Annotated in this window: 15 protein-coding genes and 2 pseudogenes; 2 read left to right on the plus strand and 15 right to left on the minus strand. The window is 41.3% G+C overall.

The genetic code is table 11. From position 1 onward, the window contains the following. Window positions 1-224 precede the first annotated feature (224 nt). From cadX to rlmB, 14 genes and pseudogenes are all read right to left on the minus strand, one after another. Window positions 225-563: a Cd(II)/Zn(II)-sensing metalloregulatory transcriptional regulator CadX gene (cadX, locus tag ABVF55_RS09450; protein ID WP_048688570.1), complete on the minus strand. Its 339-nt coding sequence runs from the start codon at window positions 561-563 to the stop codon at window positions 225-227. Window positions 564-574: 11 nt separating this feature from the next. Continuing rightward, window positions 575-1189, minus strand: a complete 615-nt coding sequence (locus tag ABVF55_RS09455) for a CadD family cadmium resistance transporter (protein WP_002911684.1) — start codon at window positions 1187-1189, stop codon at window positions 575-577. Window positions 1190-1488: 299 nt separating this feature from the next. After that, window positions 1489-3552, minus strand: coding sequence for a heavy metal translocating P-type ATPase (locus ABVF55_RS09460; protein ID WP_002893754.1), 2064 nt, complete (start codon window positions 3550-3552; stop codon window positions 1489-1491). Window position 3553: 1 nt separating this feature from the next. Further along, a complete protein-coding gene (locus ABVF55_RS09465) occupies window positions 3554-3832 on the minus strand; it encodes a DUF6110 family protein (protein WP_002893755.1) in 279 nt (92 codons plus the stop codon). Window positions 3833-4012: 180 nt separating this feature from the next. Then, window positions 4013-4603, minus strand: a pseudogene (locus tag ABVF55_RS09470) (IS256 family transposase); the annotation flags it as partial. Between the two features lie 487 nt (window positions 4604-5090). Then, window positions 5091-6140: pseudogene (locus ABVF55_RS09475) on the minus strand (DUF389 domain-containing protein). Continuing rightward, window positions 6137-6460, minus strand: a complete 324-nt coding sequence (locus ABVF55_RS09480; protein ID WP_001253404.1) for a potassium channel family protein — start codon at window positions 6458-6460, stop codon at window positions 6137-6139. The pseudogene ABVF55_RS09475 and the gene ABVF55_RS09480 overlap by 4 nt, the downstream one beginning before the upstream one ends. 13 nt (window positions 6461-6473) lie before the next feature. Further along, a complete protein-coding gene (locus tag ABVF55_RS09485) occupies window positions 6474-6815 on the minus strand; it encodes a hypothetical protein (protein ID WP_000397556.1) in 342 nt (113 codons plus the stop codon). Then, window positions 6740-7042 carry a TMEM175 family protein gene (locus ABVF55_RS09490; RefSeq protein WP_004240734.1) on the minus strand — a complete coding sequence of 101 codons (303 nt, stop codon included), beginning with the start codon at window positions 7040-7042 and terminating at the stop codon, window positions 6740-6742. Before ABVF55_RS09490 ends, ABVF55_RS09485 begins: the two co-directional genes overlap by 76 nt. Before the next feature lie 353 nt (window positions 7043-7395). After that, on the minus strand, window positions 7396-7788 hold the full coding sequence (rpsI, locus tag ABVF55_RS09495; protein ID WP_002893764.1) for a 30S ribosomal protein S9: 393 nt from the start codon (window positions 7786-7788) through the stop codon (window positions 7396-7398). Window positions 7789-7806: 18 nt separating this feature from the next. Next, window positions 7807-8253, minus strand: a complete 447-nt coding sequence (gene rplM / locus ABVF55_RS09500) for a 50S ribosomal protein L13 (RefSeq protein ID WP_002876943.1) — start codon at window positions 8251-8253, stop codon at window positions 7807-7809. 152 nt (window positions 8254-8405) lie between these two features. Beyond that, on the minus strand, window positions 8406-9269 hold the full coding sequence (locus ABVF55_RS09505) for a DegV family protein (RefSeq protein ID WP_445285275.1): 864 nt from the start codon (window positions 9267-9269) through the stop codon (window positions 8406-8408). After that, complete coding sequence (locus ABVF55_RS09510; protein WP_003004212.1) at window positions 9269-9781, minus strand: NYN domain-containing protein; 513 nt, start codon at window positions 9779-9781, stop codon at window positions 9269-9271. The genes ABVF55_RS09505 and ABVF55_RS09510 overlap by 1 nt, the downstream gene beginning before the upstream one ends. 18 nt (window positions 9782-9799) lie before the next feature. Further along, a complete protein-coding gene (rlmB, locus tag ABVF55_RS09515; RefSeq protein ID WP_003010074.1) occupies window positions 9800-10528 on the minus strand; it encodes a 23S rRNA (guanosine(2251)-2'-O)-methyltransferase RlmB in 729 nt (242 codons plus the stop codon). Window positions 10529-10624: 96 nt separating this feature from the next. On the opposite strand from rlmB, the gene ABVF55_RS09520 reads away from it, so the two are divergent. Together ABVF55_RS09520 and ABVF55_RS09525 are read left to right on the plus strand one after the other, a co-directional pair. Next, the gene (locus ABVF55_RS09520; RefSeq protein ID WP_445285276.1) at window positions 10625-11587 is read left to right on the plus strand and encodes an aromatic acid exporter family protein; all 963 of its coding nucleotides are present in this window, start codon (window positions 10625-10627) and stop codon (window positions 11585-11587) included. A gap of 114 nt (window positions 11588-11701) precedes the next feature. Next, a complete protein-coding gene (locus ABVF55_RS09525) occupies window positions 11702-14923 on the plus strand; it encodes an LPXTG-anchored zinc carboxypeptidase (protein ID WP_445285277.1) in 3222 nt (1073 codons plus the stop codon). A gap of 351 nt (window positions 14924-15274) precedes the next feature. Here the strand turns inward: ABVF55_RS09525 and ABVF55_RS09530 are convergent, their stop codons facing one another. Beyond that, window positions 15275-16942, minus strand: coding sequence for an alpha-glucosidase (locus ABVF55_RS09530; RefSeq protein ID WP_445285278.1), 1668 nt, complete (start codon window positions 16940-16942; stop codon window positions 15275-15277). Between the last annotated feature and the right edge of the window lie 12 nt (window positions 16943-16954).

Below are 16954 nucleotides of genomic sequence, written 5' to 3' on the forward strand. Positions count from 1 at the left end.
TAGCATAGGGCATAAATGAAACAAAAAATAAAAGATACAAATCCTTTCAAATTCCTCCCTTTTCAACTTGGCTAACTTGATCTGCATTACCTAGGTCGCTTTGCTTTAAATTATACTTTTTTCTTAAACATTTGATAAGAGTAGGTATTTCTTGTGAGTAATTTTCATCAAAAAATTTCGTATATAATCTCCCTATAATCATGGAAAAGTAGTAAAAATAGTTGTTATCCTAGTTGATTAAAAAAATCTCTGATTTCATCATCTTTTATAAAATAATATATAATTTTCCCCTCTCTTCTAGTGTCCAAGATGTTTTGATTGGCTAGTTTACGAAGGTGGTGGGAGGCAGATGCCATACTGAGATTTAATAAACAGGCTATATCGCAGACACAGAGTTCTTCGACGGCAAGGAGATAAAAGATGATATTTATCTGTTTATTATCGGTAAATTTTGATAAAATGCGAAGTGATTTTTGGACTTTTTCCTTTTCAAGGTAGTTCGTTGCGGTTGTAACATTTTGTTGATTTATAACATCCACTTGACAGATACTATCTTTTTTCATAATTTTTTCTCCTAGCCTAACACAGCCCATAGCATGTCAAAGCTGTTGTTTTCAATCAAGATATACATCCCCAATCCTAAATAGACAACGGCAATAAACCATCTGCTATATTTTTCCAAAGTTTCTCCAACAGAAGGGACTTGTGCTAATTTTTGGGCAGAAAAAACCAAGAGATAAATCATGACTAGAAAAGTAAGTAAAGTCACTATCAAATTCGCTAAATTTAAGGTGGTAAAATATGGGACAAAGACACCAATATTGTCAGCGCCACAACTTGCAAAAGTAATCATAGCGACTAGAAAAATCAGGTTTTTATTGTCTTTTCGCAAACCATCTTTTGCAATAGCTTCTCCATCAGAATCTCCTAAAAGCAAAACTTTGAGGCCTAGGAAAATTGGAATCAAACCGAGTAAACCTAAAATCTCTTTACTAGGAATATAATTTAAGACAAATGCAAAAAGCAAACTTAGGAATATTAGACTAACAGAGCCTAGAAATTGTCCTAAATAGATGTTAATGATGTCCTTTCTGCTTTTTCTTTTGGCAAAAAATAACATTAGGATAATAAGTAAGTCTACGGCTGTCCCAGAATACAGGATTATTGAAGTAACAATATTTTGAATCATAAAACACCTCATTCAAATATATTTTTGAATGTATTCTAACATTAACCTTTGTAGATGTCAACTTAAAATCCACCAATTAATAATTGCATGTCAATATTTGTATTGTGAAACTAGTTTCAGAAATATATAGTCTTAAAGTATGTCCACTGCCAATGGTTTTTTCAATATTTAAAAGGAGAGAACCAATTTGGTCCTCTCCAGGGTATAATTTTCCACCAACCCACTACAGTTGACAAAGAACCGTTATTCTCAAATGAGACAACTCCTTTTAGTTTTTATAACCTCAGCTTCTCGGTCTCTTACCTACTTTTAATAGAAAGACTACGAAGGACGATTCTTAAAGTAGTCAGATTGTGCAATATCGAAAGATTAGATGGGCTTAACCAATTTAACAACCCAAATCCAATTAAACTTCCATTTATTACAACTGTTTCTTGAATATTTCTTTGAATTAATTTCTGCAACGATTCAGATAAAGAATTCAATTCCTCGAAGAAATCTAAACGATTATCTAATAATAAAATATCACTCATCTGCTTAGAAATATCAGCACTTTCATTCATCACAACCCCAATATCTGCAAGCGTCAAGGCAGCAGAGTCGTTTAACCCGTCTCCAACCATCAAAATAGTTCGGCCAGCTTTCTGTAATTCCTGAACCAACTGAAACTTACCATCTGGTTTTAAATCAGTATAAACGTTGTCAAATGGCAGATCTTTAACCAACTCTTCTGTTCTAGCCAACGTATCACCAGTTGCCAGAATCAGTTTTTTCCCTTGGCGCTTTAGCTTTTTCAATGCAACTTTCGCCTCGCTTCTCAAGGGAGTGTGGATACAAAACATCCCAATTAATTCTTTCTTATAAGCCAAAAACAATAAATTGTAATGAGTCTTATATTGCTCAATCAAGGCCAGCTGCTCAGAACTAATTCTTACCTGTTCGTCTTGCATTAGTACATAATTTCCAATGACAACCGATTGACCATCAATTTGCGATTTAATCCCTTTGCTTGCAACATACTGAAGCTTGCCATGCATTTCTTCGTGTTCAATGCCTTCAATTTCAGCTTGTTTAACAATTGCATTGGCAATAGGATGATAGATATGTTCCTCCAAACATGCACTTATTCTTAAAATATCTTTCTCAGTATAATCTCCGAAAGGAAGAACCTTTTCAACCAAAGGATAACTCGTCGTGATGGTACCCGTTTTATCAAACAAGAAAGTATCCACTTCCAGATATTTTTCTAATACATCACCATCTTTAATAACCATTTCTCGATTTAGACCTTCCTTTATGGCCGTAAGGTAGGCTACAGGTGTGGATATTTTTAGAGCACATGAAAAATCCACCAATAAAAAGGAAATGGCTTTTGAAAACGAACCTGTTAACAGATAAGTCAAACCAGCACCTAAGAAGTTATATTTTACAACCTTGTCTGCCATCCTAATAAAATGACGTTGTTTTGTCTTCTTACTCTCTTCAGATTTTTTCATCAGATTGATGAGTTGCAAAATACGACTGTTTATCTGATTATCAGTCACACGAATTCTTAACTCTCCTGTTTCCAAAACAGTATTCGCACATACAGAATCTCCCTCTTTCTTTTCAACAGGGAAGCTCTCTCCAGTCAAGGAACTCTCATTGACCATGCCTAATCCTGAAACCACTTGGCCGTCAAACAAGATTTCATTACCTTGGGAGACAACTAATACATCACCTACTTGAACATCAGAACTCTTGATGCTGATGACCATGTCTCCCCGCACTAAGAAAACATCACTTTCTTTAGCAAGAAGGCTTTGTTCCAAATCTGTTGCTGTTTTTTTTAAAGACCACTGATCCAGATGATTACCCAAATCAAGCATAAACATGATGTTGCTAGCTGTCTTGGATTGGTTCATAAACAAGGACAACAAAATGGCCGAACAGTCCAAGACCTCCATGGTTAGTTCCTTGCGCGCTAAAGTTTGATAGGCTTCTTTGACATAACCCAAAGCCTGATAACAAGTCCAAATATAACGAATAGGGTAGGGTACAAAACTTCGAAACAGCAAACGCTTAATCGCTGCACCCGATACAATTGAATAAGCACTCTCTTCTCTACGAATGGGAAGAGTCATCAAGTCCGAAACTTTCCCCTTGTCAATTTTTTTTAAAAAGGCCTCTGCATTTTCTAATACAGAGAAGCCTTCTTTCATACGTAGAGTAAAGTGCTGCTGATCCATATAAAACTGAATAGAGTCGATCCCTTTTTCATCTTTAGCCAAGGAACGAAGATAATCTTGAATATCCAAGGTCAGTGAAAACGAGGACGATAATCGGATATGTTGATATCCTCTGTGTAGCACTTTAAAAGACATATTATTCACCTGTCAGGCTATCTAATTGTTCTTCTTTCTTTTCCTGTTCGTATAAATATTTAGCGTCTTGTAAAACATCATCACCGTGTTGTTTTACAACAGAAACAGATGCATCCAGTCCATCTTTCAATTTGTAAGCTTTAGCCAAGGCCTTAGAATAGCCTTTCTTAGCTTCTTTACTTGCTAAGACTTTCAAGCCAAGCGTCCCAAATGCTACCCCTCCTAAGAAGAGAGATGATTTTTTCGCAACTTTTGCGACGTTTAATACTTCTTTTAACATGTTTATTTCCTCCTTGTAACTATTGTAGCGAAAAATGACAGCAAAAGCAATTGCTGATATCTGATATATAGATAAAATTCTCTATACTGATATTTAATTATATTATGATGAAAACAATATACTTTATTTTTTGATACTGTCAATAATTATGTGTAAACACTTAAGTAGAGTTACGGAGTGTTAATTAAATAAGCTTTCAAGTGTATCAGAACATTGACCAAACCCTTTATGGATTCGTTGACTTTGCTTGAAATTATAATCTTCAAACAACGTAACTAAGTAACGTTCCAGAGCCTCCTCATTAGGAAAAAGAACCTTCTTTTTCGTTTGATGTTTGATTTCTTTGTTAAGAGACTCAATGAGGTTTGTCGAATACATGCTGTGCCAAATCTGGTAGGGAAACTGATAAAAAGTTAAAAGATTATCCGTCTTCTCCAGACTTTCCATGACTTTCCTATACTTTGGTTTCCATTCGGCGAGAAAGTCCTCTAAAGCTTGTCCTGCCATTTCTAAATTTTCAGCACGATAAATCATTATAAATTGCCCCAGAATAACCGCTCTATCTGCTCGTTTCACTTTACTAGCTAGATTTCGACTAATATGAATTAAGCAACATTGTTGTTTAGCTAATGGGTGAGCCTGACTGATAATCTGCTCAAGCCCCTTAAAGCCATCTGTAACTACAAGAGAAATCTGTTGGATTCCTTGGTTTTGAAGCTTGTCTAACAGGGTGGACCAAGAAGCATTGTTTTCTTGAGGCAACTGTGCATAGCATATCTCTATGCGACTAAAGTCGCTAGAGCTATCCTAATTGCGCACCGCCAGTTCTCATAGAAAAAAACACCTTGCAAGATGCAAAGTGTTTTCGTTTGTATTCTGCTGTCCAGTAACGAATTAACGTTTACTAAATTGTGATGCTTTACGGGCCTTTTTCAAGCCTGGTTTGGAAAGTATGAATTTCAGTTGGACTAAAAACAGCGTAATATCAAGACTTTTCTCCGCTTTTATAAAAGCGTTTTTCCAATCAAATTCAACTAATTTTATCTAAATGGTGTGGATTTTACCCCCAAAATTACAGAGAATGGAGCTGATAAACACTAAACGTTCACACCATTAGTTAAATGATTTTTTTCATCATTTTTCTTAGATGATAGAACTTCTAATTTATTTCTTATTCAAGCAAAAACAACCTGCTATAAGTAAGAAAGAGGAAGATACAAGAAAAACACGGCGTAAAAACCGATTCAGTTCATTGTCCTCAATCCTTGTCTGCTTCATTTTCTTTTACGAGATCGTTTTGTGAATCTTTTTCAGAGAGTTTTTGATCAATATACTTGTCAATGTTTTCATAAAATTCCTTGGTCGCTTCACTATCTAATGTTGGCGAGTTCTGAACTTGATTCACTTTCAATTGAACAGATTGAATACCGTAAGAGGCTTGTTTTTGGTGGAGTGTTTCTAATTCTTCTTCTGAAATCGGATCTCCAACAACCGTCAAGACCAATTCATTGTTACTTGACTTGTAGACTTGATTAATAACCGTATAATTGGCGAACTCTTTTCCTACAAACTGTTTGATCCCTTCTTTGCGCGCTTGTTCTATTGTCAGAGTAACTGCCTAATAGCTAGCTGGAAGAATCAACAATACAATCAAAGAAATCAAGCCAATTCTCATTTTAATGCTCAGCTCTTTAAATGAAGTTAAAGGAGATTTTCTCATCAAAATTCTTGTTCCAACAATGTTGGCTAGCATGATAAAGACACAGTTGATCAAGAAAAGATAGAGAGCCCCCAATAAAAATCGTACATTCCCATTAGCTAAACCATAGCCAGCAGTACAGATAGGCGGCATCAAAGCTGTAGCAATGGCTACTCCTGGCACGATATTGTTTGCTTCTTTTTTCCTTGAACCGATCACACCAGCAATCCCACCAGCAATAGCAATGAGAACATCCCAAATGGTTGGAGAGGTTCGTGCGATCAACTCGCTACTTGCATAAGACAAGGGAGAAATCCAGAAATACAGAGTCGAGACAAGCAAACTGACCAACACTTGAGTCAATAAAACCTCTAGAGATTGCTTGATTAAACGCGTATCAAAAATAGCTAAACCGAATCCCAGTCCAACAATCGGTGTCATGAGAGGTGAAATTAACATGGCTCCAATAATAACAGCTGTTGAATTCATATTTAGACCGATAGAGGCAATAAAAATTGCACACATCAAAATCGCTGTATCTCTCAATCGAACATGAAGGTCATCGTATAATTTCTCACGGTATTCCCGTGTTGAATAATTGGCAGTCATTTGTCCTCTCCTCTTTCCTTATTTAAATCGGTATAATAATTAATAATAACAGCTGATAAACAGCCAAAAAATATGAGCCCATAAATCGTCAAGAAGACACTGGTAATCCTTCCAATCAAGGTCACAGCTAGGAGATCCCCGTAGCCGACAGTCGTCGAAGTCACAAAAGCATACCAAAGACCGTCTCCGTAATTTGTGATAGCAGGTTCAACTAGGAAAAGCACGCCTCCTGACCCAAAAACAAAGGTCACAAAACTCAGAGCAAACCGAGTAAAACCCGTAACCTGTATAATATGCCATAACATTTTTAAACGTCTCATTTGTTCTCCTTATTCATACTAGCTCCTGACCGAGCCGTTTTTTCCAATAATCAAAGTGAAGATAGGACATGATCTCCATCAGAGAAAGATAGACAAACTGATAGATCTGATTTAAGCTGATTATCAACTGATATTGTTTGAAAAATGACTGGAAGAAAGACCAGATATGACTGTCTTGAATCAGTCCCTTCTTAACATCAGACAGGATATTAGCTAAAGCTCCCAAGGACTGAAACGGTAAATCCTTGACATTTATATAGATCCGGTCCACCACATCATTCAGACTGGTATCTTGGATGGCATGAAATTCTCCAAAGAGAACTCCTGCCGCTCCAAGAGTAGAAACAAATTCCACCAAATAATTTCTGAGGAAATTTTCTCAACCTTTTCCCATAATGTGTTTAGTGCCATCCATAACGATCCCAACCAGAAAAAGGAAAGAAAACAAGCAAAGAAATTTTGCCGTAAATCCCAAAAAGCTTCAAGACTTGGTGTTGTTGGTTTTTCTAACTCTAAAATCAAGATGGTCATAATAATTGCTAGAACAGCATCTGTCAATACAATTAATCTGTCTTTCTTCATCGGATTGCATCCCCTTTCTTTTTTGTAACATTCTATCTTATCGCATAATATTGGATATTCTTTCATAATCCGACTACAAACAAAAATAAACCAAAAAGTCTGTCCCTATTATGCTATATTTAACTCTAGAAGTATTCATCCATCTAATTAATAAATATATCATATTTCACAATAAATGAATACTATCAAAGATTCATCCCCTTTCACTTCATCATTTAGTGTTGCTTAGATTTATCAAAAACAACCAAATTTGTATTAATTTCAAGTATCACCTAGTTACAAAAATTTGGGGTGAACAGAAAAAGCATCCCGTATTTTTGATACGAAATGCTTTCAATAAGTTTAAATAAGTTTTAACGTTTACTAAATTGTGATGCTTTACGAGCTTTTTTCAAGCCTGGTTTCTTACGTTCAACTTTACGTGAGTCACGTGTAAGAAGTCCTGCGCGTTTCAATGAATCGCGGAAGTCTGGGTCTACTTGAAGAAGGGCACGAGCGATACCGTGACGGATAGCTCCTGCTTGACCAGCGTATCCACCACCTACAACGTTAACGAAAACGTCGTATGAACCTGCAGTTGAAGTAACTGCGAATGGTTGGTTGATTACAAGACGAAGGTCAGCGTGTGGGATGTACTCTTCAACATCTTTTTTGTTAACAGTGATTTTACCAGTTCCTGGAACAAGGCGAACGCGTGCAACAGCGTTTTTACGACGTCCAGTACCTGCATATTGTGCTTGTGACATACTTTATTGTTCCTTTCCTTAGATAAGTCCTGAAATATCAAGAACTTCTGGTTGTTGTGCAGCGTGAGTGTGCTCAGCTCCAACGAATACTTTCAATTTCATACCTTGAGCGCGGCCAAGAGTATTGTGTGGAAGCATACCTTTAACTGATTTCTCGATCAAACGTACTGCATTTTTAGAACGAAGTTCACCAGCAGAGATTGATTTCAATCCACCTGGGTGGTTTGAGTGAGTGTAGTAGATCTTATCAGTTGCTTTTTTACCAGTCAATTTAACTTTTTCAGCATTGATAACGATTACGAAGTCACCTGTATCAGTGTGAGGTGTGAATGTTGGTTTGTTTTTTCCGCGAAGCACGCTAGCAACAACTGCTGAAAGGCGTCCAAGAGGTACATCAGTTGCGTCAACAACGTACCATTTGCGTTCTACTTGGCCTGGTTTAGCCATGAATGTAGTTTTGTTCATGATTTCTCCTATATGAATGTCGTTTTTGTTTACAGGGCGGATGTTCCGGTCCGCAGGGTATTTGAAAGGTTCCGGGGCCTTACAAATGGGGTAAACAATACCGCCTACTATTGTATCAAAATTCTAAGATAAAAGTCAACCGATTTGGAAAATTATTTGCGATTTTCTTTTCCTATGACAAATCCGATCAAGGAATTCGGGCCGACGTGGGCGGAGATGACTGGTCCAAGAGGCATCACAAGGACTTCGTCGATGCCATCAAGCGCAAGCATTTCTGCCTTCAACGCTTCGGCTCCTTCTAGATCGTTTGTATAAGAGACCAAGGCTGTACTTTCACCGATATCGGTTTTGATCAACTCCAGTAATTCTCGGACGGCTTTTTTGCGTCCACGGACTTTCGTAATGGGCACTAATTTACCTTCTGCATCAATCCAGAGAATAGGCTTGATGCTGGCTAGACTTCCCATGATCGCAGCGCTCTTAGAAAGACGACCGCCACGCATGAGGTGGTAGAGATCATCGACGAGGAAATAGGTCCGCAGTTTTGGAGCTAGAGCCATGATCTCTTCTTTGGCTTCTGCTAATGAACGGCCCGCATCACGCGCAGCTACTGCCCGCATGACCAGATAGCCCTCTCCAATCCCAGCAGCCTTTGGATCGACAATCTCGATCACGGCTTCCGGGTAGTCTTCTAAAACCAGGTCTCGTGCCATGACTGCACTCTGATAGGTCCCAGATAAGACCGATGAAAAGGCTACATAAAGTACAGCTTTTCCTTCTTTTGCAAAGTGCTTAAAGGTCTCCTGAAATTGGCCCACATTGACCTGACTGGTTGTCGGTTTGGCCCCATTTTTCATGGCTTCTAAAAGCTCAGGGCTGGTCAATTGAGCTTGGCCTACTGTCTGGTAAACCGTCCCATCTAACTCAATGGTCAAGCCAAGAATGGTCACCTGATGTTCCTTGGCCCAGTTTTGGTCTAAATCTGCGGTCGAATCGGTTAAAATAGCAAATGTCATTACTTGTCTCCCATCATTTCTTGTAATTGTCGCAATACTTCGTGATCGAGCGGTCGCATGGGTGGTTTTTGATCGTTAACCACTCGCTGCGCTTGATTGAGGTTTCCTTTGACGACTGCGACCCGTTTTTCTAACTCTCTGGCAGATACCCGAAGAGCTCCTTGAGCAAAGACGGTCCATTGCTCATTTAAGTCACTGGTCGCTACTGATACTTGGTGGAGGGGCGTGTTAAGCTCTGCCGCCAAGCGCTCGATATAGTCATCTGCCGTCTCATCCTCGCCGGTAAAGACCACCTGAACATTGAACTCCTCATAGGTCTGCCGCACTCCAGGCATATACTGGGCATCAAAGACACAGATGACTTCGATTCCTTCAAAGCTAGCATAGTGGCTCAGTTTTTGCAGGAGGATATTGCGGGCTGCATCCAGCTCACTTTTTTGAAAGAGCTGGCGGGTCTCCTGCCAAAAGGCAATCATATTATAGCCGTCAACCAATAAGATTTTTCGTTTCATATCATTGCCTTTCTAGAATTATAGTCGATTGCGAAAGACCTCATACATGAGGATGGCTGCTGCCACACTGGCATTGAGGCTTTGCACATGGCCATTCATGGGAATAGTGATCATCTCATCGACTTGCTTTTTGATATTAGCTGAGATCCCTTTTCCTTCATTGCCAATGATCAAGGCCAATTTACCAGCCGTATTCCACTGGTGAGATGGCGTGCCGTTCATGTCGGTCCCAAAGATCCAGAAGCCCTCTTCCTTTAGCTTGTCTAGAGTTTGACTGAGATTGGTCACACGCGCAATGGGAATGTGTTCCACTGCTCCGGTAGAAGTTTTAGAAACCACTGGGGTTACCCCGACTGCCCGGTGCTTAGGAATGATGACTCCTGAGACATTGGTCGCATCAGCTGTCCGTAAGATAGATCCAAGATTGTGCGGATCTGTTAAGCCATCGAGAATTAACAAAAGCGGGTTCTCTTCTTGGGCTGTCTGTTTCAGAATCGCTGCCAAGTCTGTGTAAGCAAAGGCTGCCACTCGAAGAACGAAACCTTGGTGAACAGCTCCTTCCGTCATTTCCTGCAGAGTTTTCTTTGGCGTCCAAGAAATCGACACTTTTTTCTCAGCTGCTAAGGCCTTGATCTTGTCGACATTTTTTCCTCGGAGGTCTTCTTGAATATATAATTTATTGCCTGTATTGGCTTGTAAAGCCTCGGTGACTGCGTGAACACCGTATACGATATCGTTATTTTCCATAGAACTAGTATACCACAAGAAAGGAGGAAGAGGCCAATTCATGATATAATGAAATCAAATCAATCTCAATGAACGAACCGAACTAGAAAGGAAGCCATGCCTCTTTTTCAACGAACCATCAAACTCACCTTGGCCACCTGTTTAGCGGCGGCCCTTGCTTATGCTCTGGGCTTGACCTATGCCATCTCAGCTGGCGTCATTGCCATCTTGAGTATCTCTGATACGCGGCGCAGCACCATCAAGCAGGCCTACCAGCGCTTTATGTCGACCTTGCTGGCCCTTGCTATCGGAAGTCTCGCCTTTTCCTTTTTTGGATTCAACCTTTGGGCACTGGGAGTCTTTATCGCTCTCTATGTTCCTTGCGCCTTTCTATTGGGTTGGCAGATCGGCATCACGCCAAGTACGGTGCTGGTCACCCATCTCTTGATTGAGCAGTCTACTTCCTGGGGGCTCTTGCTCAATGAACTTGCTCTCTTTTTAATTGGAACCAGCTTTGCCCTGCTGGCCAATCTCTATATGCCTTCTAATCAGGGAGCGATCGATCATTACCATGATGTGGTCGAAGACCAACTAAAGAAGATCCTTGATCGTTTTGCGGAATTTCTTGGTAAAGGGGATGGTCGCAATGATGCTCGCTTGATCAAGGAGTTGGATGGTATCCTAGAGGACGCTTTAAATCTAGTCTATCTGGACCATTCCAACCACCTCTTTCACCAAACCAACTACCATATTCACTACTTTGAAATGCGCAAGCGGCAAAACGATATTCTGCGAGATATGGCAGAAAACGTCAATCGCTGTCAGTTAGCTGCGAGTGAAAGCATAATCCTGGCACAACTATTTAAGAAGACGGCCCAACAGTTAAGCCAGGAGAATCCTGCCCAAGATCTTCTAGATGATATTAGTCAGTATTTGTCGATCTTCCGCGAACGCCCTCTTCCCAAGACCCGTGAAGAATTCGAAACACGCGCCACCTTGCTCCAACTCTTAAGAGACTTAGAAACTTTTATCCAGGTTAAGGTTGATTTTTACCAACAATTCCATGAGGAAACAGAATAGACAAAGAAGCCCTTGCAAGATGCAAAGGCTTTTTTATTCAGGCAGTTGTTGTAAACGCTTTCCTAAAATGGTATACTAGAACTGGAAAATAACTTTTTAAGGAGGGTCTTCTATATGAAGTCTTCGTATAAGAAACATTTGTACACTACAACACTCAGCCTCTCCGCTGCTGTCTTGCTTTCCGTTATCGGTCATGGCCAAGCTTCAGCCGATAGCGTAGAAGCGCCTCAAACGGAACCAAGCACGGTCCTTGAAGCGACACCTACTACTGAGCAACCTGTGACAGCCGAGATGACTAGTCCCGCTACAGCCACAGAAGTAACTCCTGCTAGTCCTGCAGAAACAGCAGCGACTTCTGATGGGGCTTCTACTACAGAAGTTGCTCCAACCGCTAGTCCAAGCACTAACCGTGCTACAACGACCGCTGACCAAGCGACACGATTGGCAGATAGCACCATTTATCTCTCTGAAAAGAGTACGATTGATGACAAAGTCCAAGAAAAAGCTCAAGCTGCTGGCAAGATCAGCTGGACCTTAGACAATAAACCTCTCTCTGAATGGAAAACCTGGGATATGGGGACAGGAACACTGAGCAAGGATCCATTCCTTACCATCACAGAGACCGCAAACGGAAATGATTTAGATCTCCACATTGTCGTGCAGGATCTCTTTGGTGAAGATCTCAGTCTTCGTAGCCCAAATAATATTCGCCGGACTTACCGCAACTACATCGGCAATCATGAGCTGGTCGGAACCAATGCAGACTTAGGAATCACCATCAATAAGACCCTTGTTTTTCGACCATACCAAGACTACCATACACATGAAGAAATGCTAGCTGCTATCGAAAAATCCAAGGAAGAAGCGAAACCCGATCGTTTAGTGCAGCTGGAAACCCTTGGCAAGAGTGCCCAAGGACGGGATATGAAGATGGGGATCGTGAGCAAGGACCAAGCCAGCATCGATCACTACCTGTCTAGTACCAACCCTACAGCTTTGACTAAGCCAAGCGAAATGCTGGCCGCACTAAAAGACAAAACCTTGGATTACAAATTACCTGTCTTAGTCCACAACACCCACGCGGATGAACAACCAGGCATTGATATCATCACAGGCCTCTTCAATACTTTTGCGACCAAGGAAAAGGTGACCTTTAACACCACAGATGAAGCTGGAAATGCTAAAACAGTCACGCTAGATATTCCAAGCTTGCTCAATAAATTCATTTTCTTATTTGACTTCACGGAAAACCCAGATGGGGATGCTCTCAACCTGCGGGCCCTAGCAAACGGGCTCGATCCAAACCGGGATGCCAGCTACCAAACCAACCCTGAAGTTCGCACGGTTATCCAAATGATCAACAAATGGAATCCAATCGCTCTCTACGACTTACACGGTTTTGTCAAAGAATTCTTGATCGAACCTGCAACGCCACCACATGATCCGAACTTCGAATACGATCTTCTGTCAGACCTGATGCTAGAAAATGCCCATCATATGGGACGGGCAGGAGTTGCCAATTCTAAATACGATAGTTACATCATTCCAAAACTGGATTGGGGCGATGGCTGGGATGACTCCTTCTCTGGCTATACAGGAGTTTATGCTGTCTACCATGGTATCTTAGGCCATACTATCGAAATTCCGGAAGGAAATGAAGAATCCTACAAAGCAGGTCGCAATGCTGTCCTAGGCGGAATTGACTTCCTCAACCAAGATCCGGACCGTCTCCTTGAGATGCGTCTCAACTTCTACCTGCGTGGTCTCAATAAAACCGAAGATCCAAAAGCCGAAAATGAACTGGTCGGCCCAAATGGAGAAATCGTTGGACGGGTGAAAAACGGTCGTCCGAAATTCTTCCCAGACTACTACGTCATCCCAATGAGCCTCGACAAAGACAACGATGCACAAGAAGCCTTCAATATGATCGACTACTTCAAACGCAATGGTGTCCTCGTCAAGGAACTCAAAGAAGATATTGGTAACTATAAAAAAGGAGACTTGGTCATTGACATGGCCCAAGCCAAACGTGGCTATGCCAACCACATTCTCTATAAGGGCTCCAACGAATCTGCCTGGGCTGCTATGTATGCAGAGCTGCTGGTCAACTTCCCAGATATGAGAGGGTTCAAGTCCGAACCTGTCTTTGCGGATGGTCTTTTCAACGGAAAATTAGGAGAAGTCACCACCACCCGCGCCACTCGTACCTCTGAGATCGATCCAAAAGCTCCTTACTATGTGATCGCAAACACCTCAGCCAGTGCCGTTAAAGCTGTTAACCAGGCGATTGCACAAGGAAAATCTGTCTACCTAACAGACGATGGCTACATCGTTGACCGCGATACCTTTGCTTCGCTCCTACCAAATTATGCCATCTATGGTGATGCCCTCTACAAGGTACCAAGCGGACCAACCTTGAAACCAATGAAGGTCTACTCTCCGAACTACCACTATAATTGGGCTGGAGTAGATGCGCCTGCTCATACTAGTCTAGTCCTTGAAAAATTAGGCTTCCAAATCGTCAATACGCCAGAAGAAGCCGATGTTGTTATTTTGGAAAGCAACCGCTTCGACGCTTCCATTTTTGGTAAAAAACCAACCCTTGTCATTGGTGGGGAAGCCATGCAAAAATTGGAAAAATTGGGAGTTCTTACAGGATTTGACGCTGAAAAACTAAAAGGCGGTAGTGACTACGAAGGATTAATGAAAGCGATCATTGATGATCAGGATCCATTGACCAGCGGATACAAGAAGAATACCCTCTTCTACTCCAACTCAGGAAACTGGATTGAAAAGGTTCCAGAGCATTTCAAGACCTTGATGAGCATCGCTCCAAGCGATTATTATATTGCAGGTTGGTGGCCACATAACGATGTTCTGGCTAACAAAGTCATGGCCATCTCTGGAGAACTGATGGGACAACCACTCTTTGTCTATGCAGGAAATCCAACCAACCGTCAACACCCTGTCCACTTCTTCCGCTGGGTAACCAATGCGATCTTTGGCAGCAAGTTGGCAAGCTTGATGGATTACATTCCAGCTAAAGAACCAGATCAAGTGGTGGTTCCAATTCATAACCAAACAAGCAATCCACAGCCAATCTTAGCCAAGAAGGATACTCCTAAAGTGCTCCTTCCACAAAAAGAAATGACAACTGAAAATGGAGAAAGTGTGCAAGCCTTGACTTACCAAGTAGGACAAAGCTTCCAAGAAAGTCCAGTCAAGGCACAATTGCCACAAACTGGAGAAGACACAACCGCACACTTCATTCTTTCAGGCTTCTTGTTAGCCGTTAGCGGCGGCTTCCTCCTCTTGAAAAAGAAAGAAGTTGAGTAAGTTCCAGGTTTAGACCTGGATGACATGAAAAGAACCTTTGCAGATGCGAAGGTTCTTTTTGGATCTAAACTATCTTTCAAAACTTTCCTTAGGTGAGTACGGATGTTAGGTGAAATTATCCAGTGGATGATTTCAGCAATCCAGGAAGTTCCATGACTTAGTTTTGAGCCTAAGGTCTCAAAACTCCCGAGTGTTTGAAACAATAATGTTTCAAACACTTTTCTCACAGCGGAAAGTTTCAGTTTATACTTGATTGATTCTAAAGTATAGAAAACTTTTATTAATTTCTCCAGAATATTTAATGAAAATACTATTCTACATTAAATCCTAATACTGATGCAAAGTTTCTCCTTATTCCACCAATTCCAACACAACCGTTTGGTAAGGAGCTAATTCTAGCACTTGGTCTCCTTCTTGGAATAATCCTGCTGTATTATTTAAAACGACTGTTTTAATCGGAGCTGGCAACTCCAAGCTAGCCTGGCGATTTTGGAAATTGCTGACAACCAAGAGACGTTTGTCCCCACGGCGTTCAAAGGCGATGATGTTTTCACGGTCCCGATACGCTGGGATCATATCTCCAAATCGGATAGTATTTCCATAGAGGGGATGGCGATACAAGGCTGTCAACTGGCGATAATAATTCAAGATGGAATTTGGATCCTTTTCTTGATCTTTCACATTGATGGCAACATTTGGTTTGGGACTGATCAACCAGGCTGTTCCATCGCTAAAGCCCAATCCTGGCTCCGCTGACCACTGCATGGGTGTCCGCGCATTGTCCCGGCTGTAGTTGGCAATCGCGGCCAAGGCTTCTTCCTCGCTTAAACCAGCTTCTTTCGCGACGTGGTAGCCATTGATGGTTGCGATATCATCAAAGTCCTCCACCGATTCAAAGACTTGGTTTTCCATCCCAATTTCTTGGCCTTGGTAGATAAAAGGAATTCCCTTACGCAAAACCTGAATAGTTCCCAGAGCTTTTTTACTGGTATCGTTTACTGGACCTTCCGCAATATAATGGGACACCCCACGAGGCTCGTCGTGATTCTCGATAATGGTCGAAAGAACCCCAATGCTATCCGCGCGCTCATGGGCTTGGAAAATACTTTCCTTGAGTTCATCTGCAGTTGGAAGAGCATGGTCGAACCAGCCTTTTCCTTCCTGACCCAGCATGGTTTGTTTGAAATCAAAGATGGAAGAGAAGACACCATCTTTTCCAATGAAGAAATGCAATTCTTCGTCGGTTTCATTGAAAACTTCCCCTACTGTGAAGGCATTGTACTTGGCGAAGGTCCGCTCCTTTAACTCTCGCAGGAAAGGTTCAATCGGTTGCGCATTGACCAGAGACTCCGGTACTGGGACCAAGCCATTATCACGATCGGACGGAAGCGAACGCCATTCTAAATCTTTTTTAATGTTGATAATAGCGTCGATCCGAAATCCCGCGATTCCCTTGTCCAACCACCAGTTGATCATCTTGTAAATCTCTTCGCGCAAGATAGGATTTTGCCAATTGAGATCTGGCTGATCCTTGTGGAAAGAATGGAGATAGTATTTATTAGTGCCAGGAACCGGTTCCCAAACACTGCCTCCAAAGTAACTTTCCCAGTTGTTGGGTTCCTTGTCACTTTCGATGAAATAAAAGTAATCCGCATAAGGACCATCTGGATCCGCTAGAGCTTTTTGGAACCACTCGTGATGACTGGAGCAGTGGTTGACCACCAAGTCCATAATGATGGAAATGCCTCGCTTCTTGCCTTCCGCGATCAACTCTTCAATATCTTCCATGGTTCCAAAAATAGGATCAATGGCATAATAGTCGGAAATATCATAACCCTGGTCAATAAAAGGACTCTTGTAAATAGGCGATAACCAGAGGATATCAATCCCCAAGTCTTGAAGGTAATCGAGTTTCTCCGTGATCCCTTTTAAGTCCCCAACACCATCTCCATTGCTGTCTTTGAAGCTTTTTGGGTAGATCTGATAAGCGACCTTCCCCTTCCACCAGTCTTTTTCCATGTTTTGTCTCCT

This window comes from Streptococcus sp. KHUD_012, assembly GCF_052588255.1.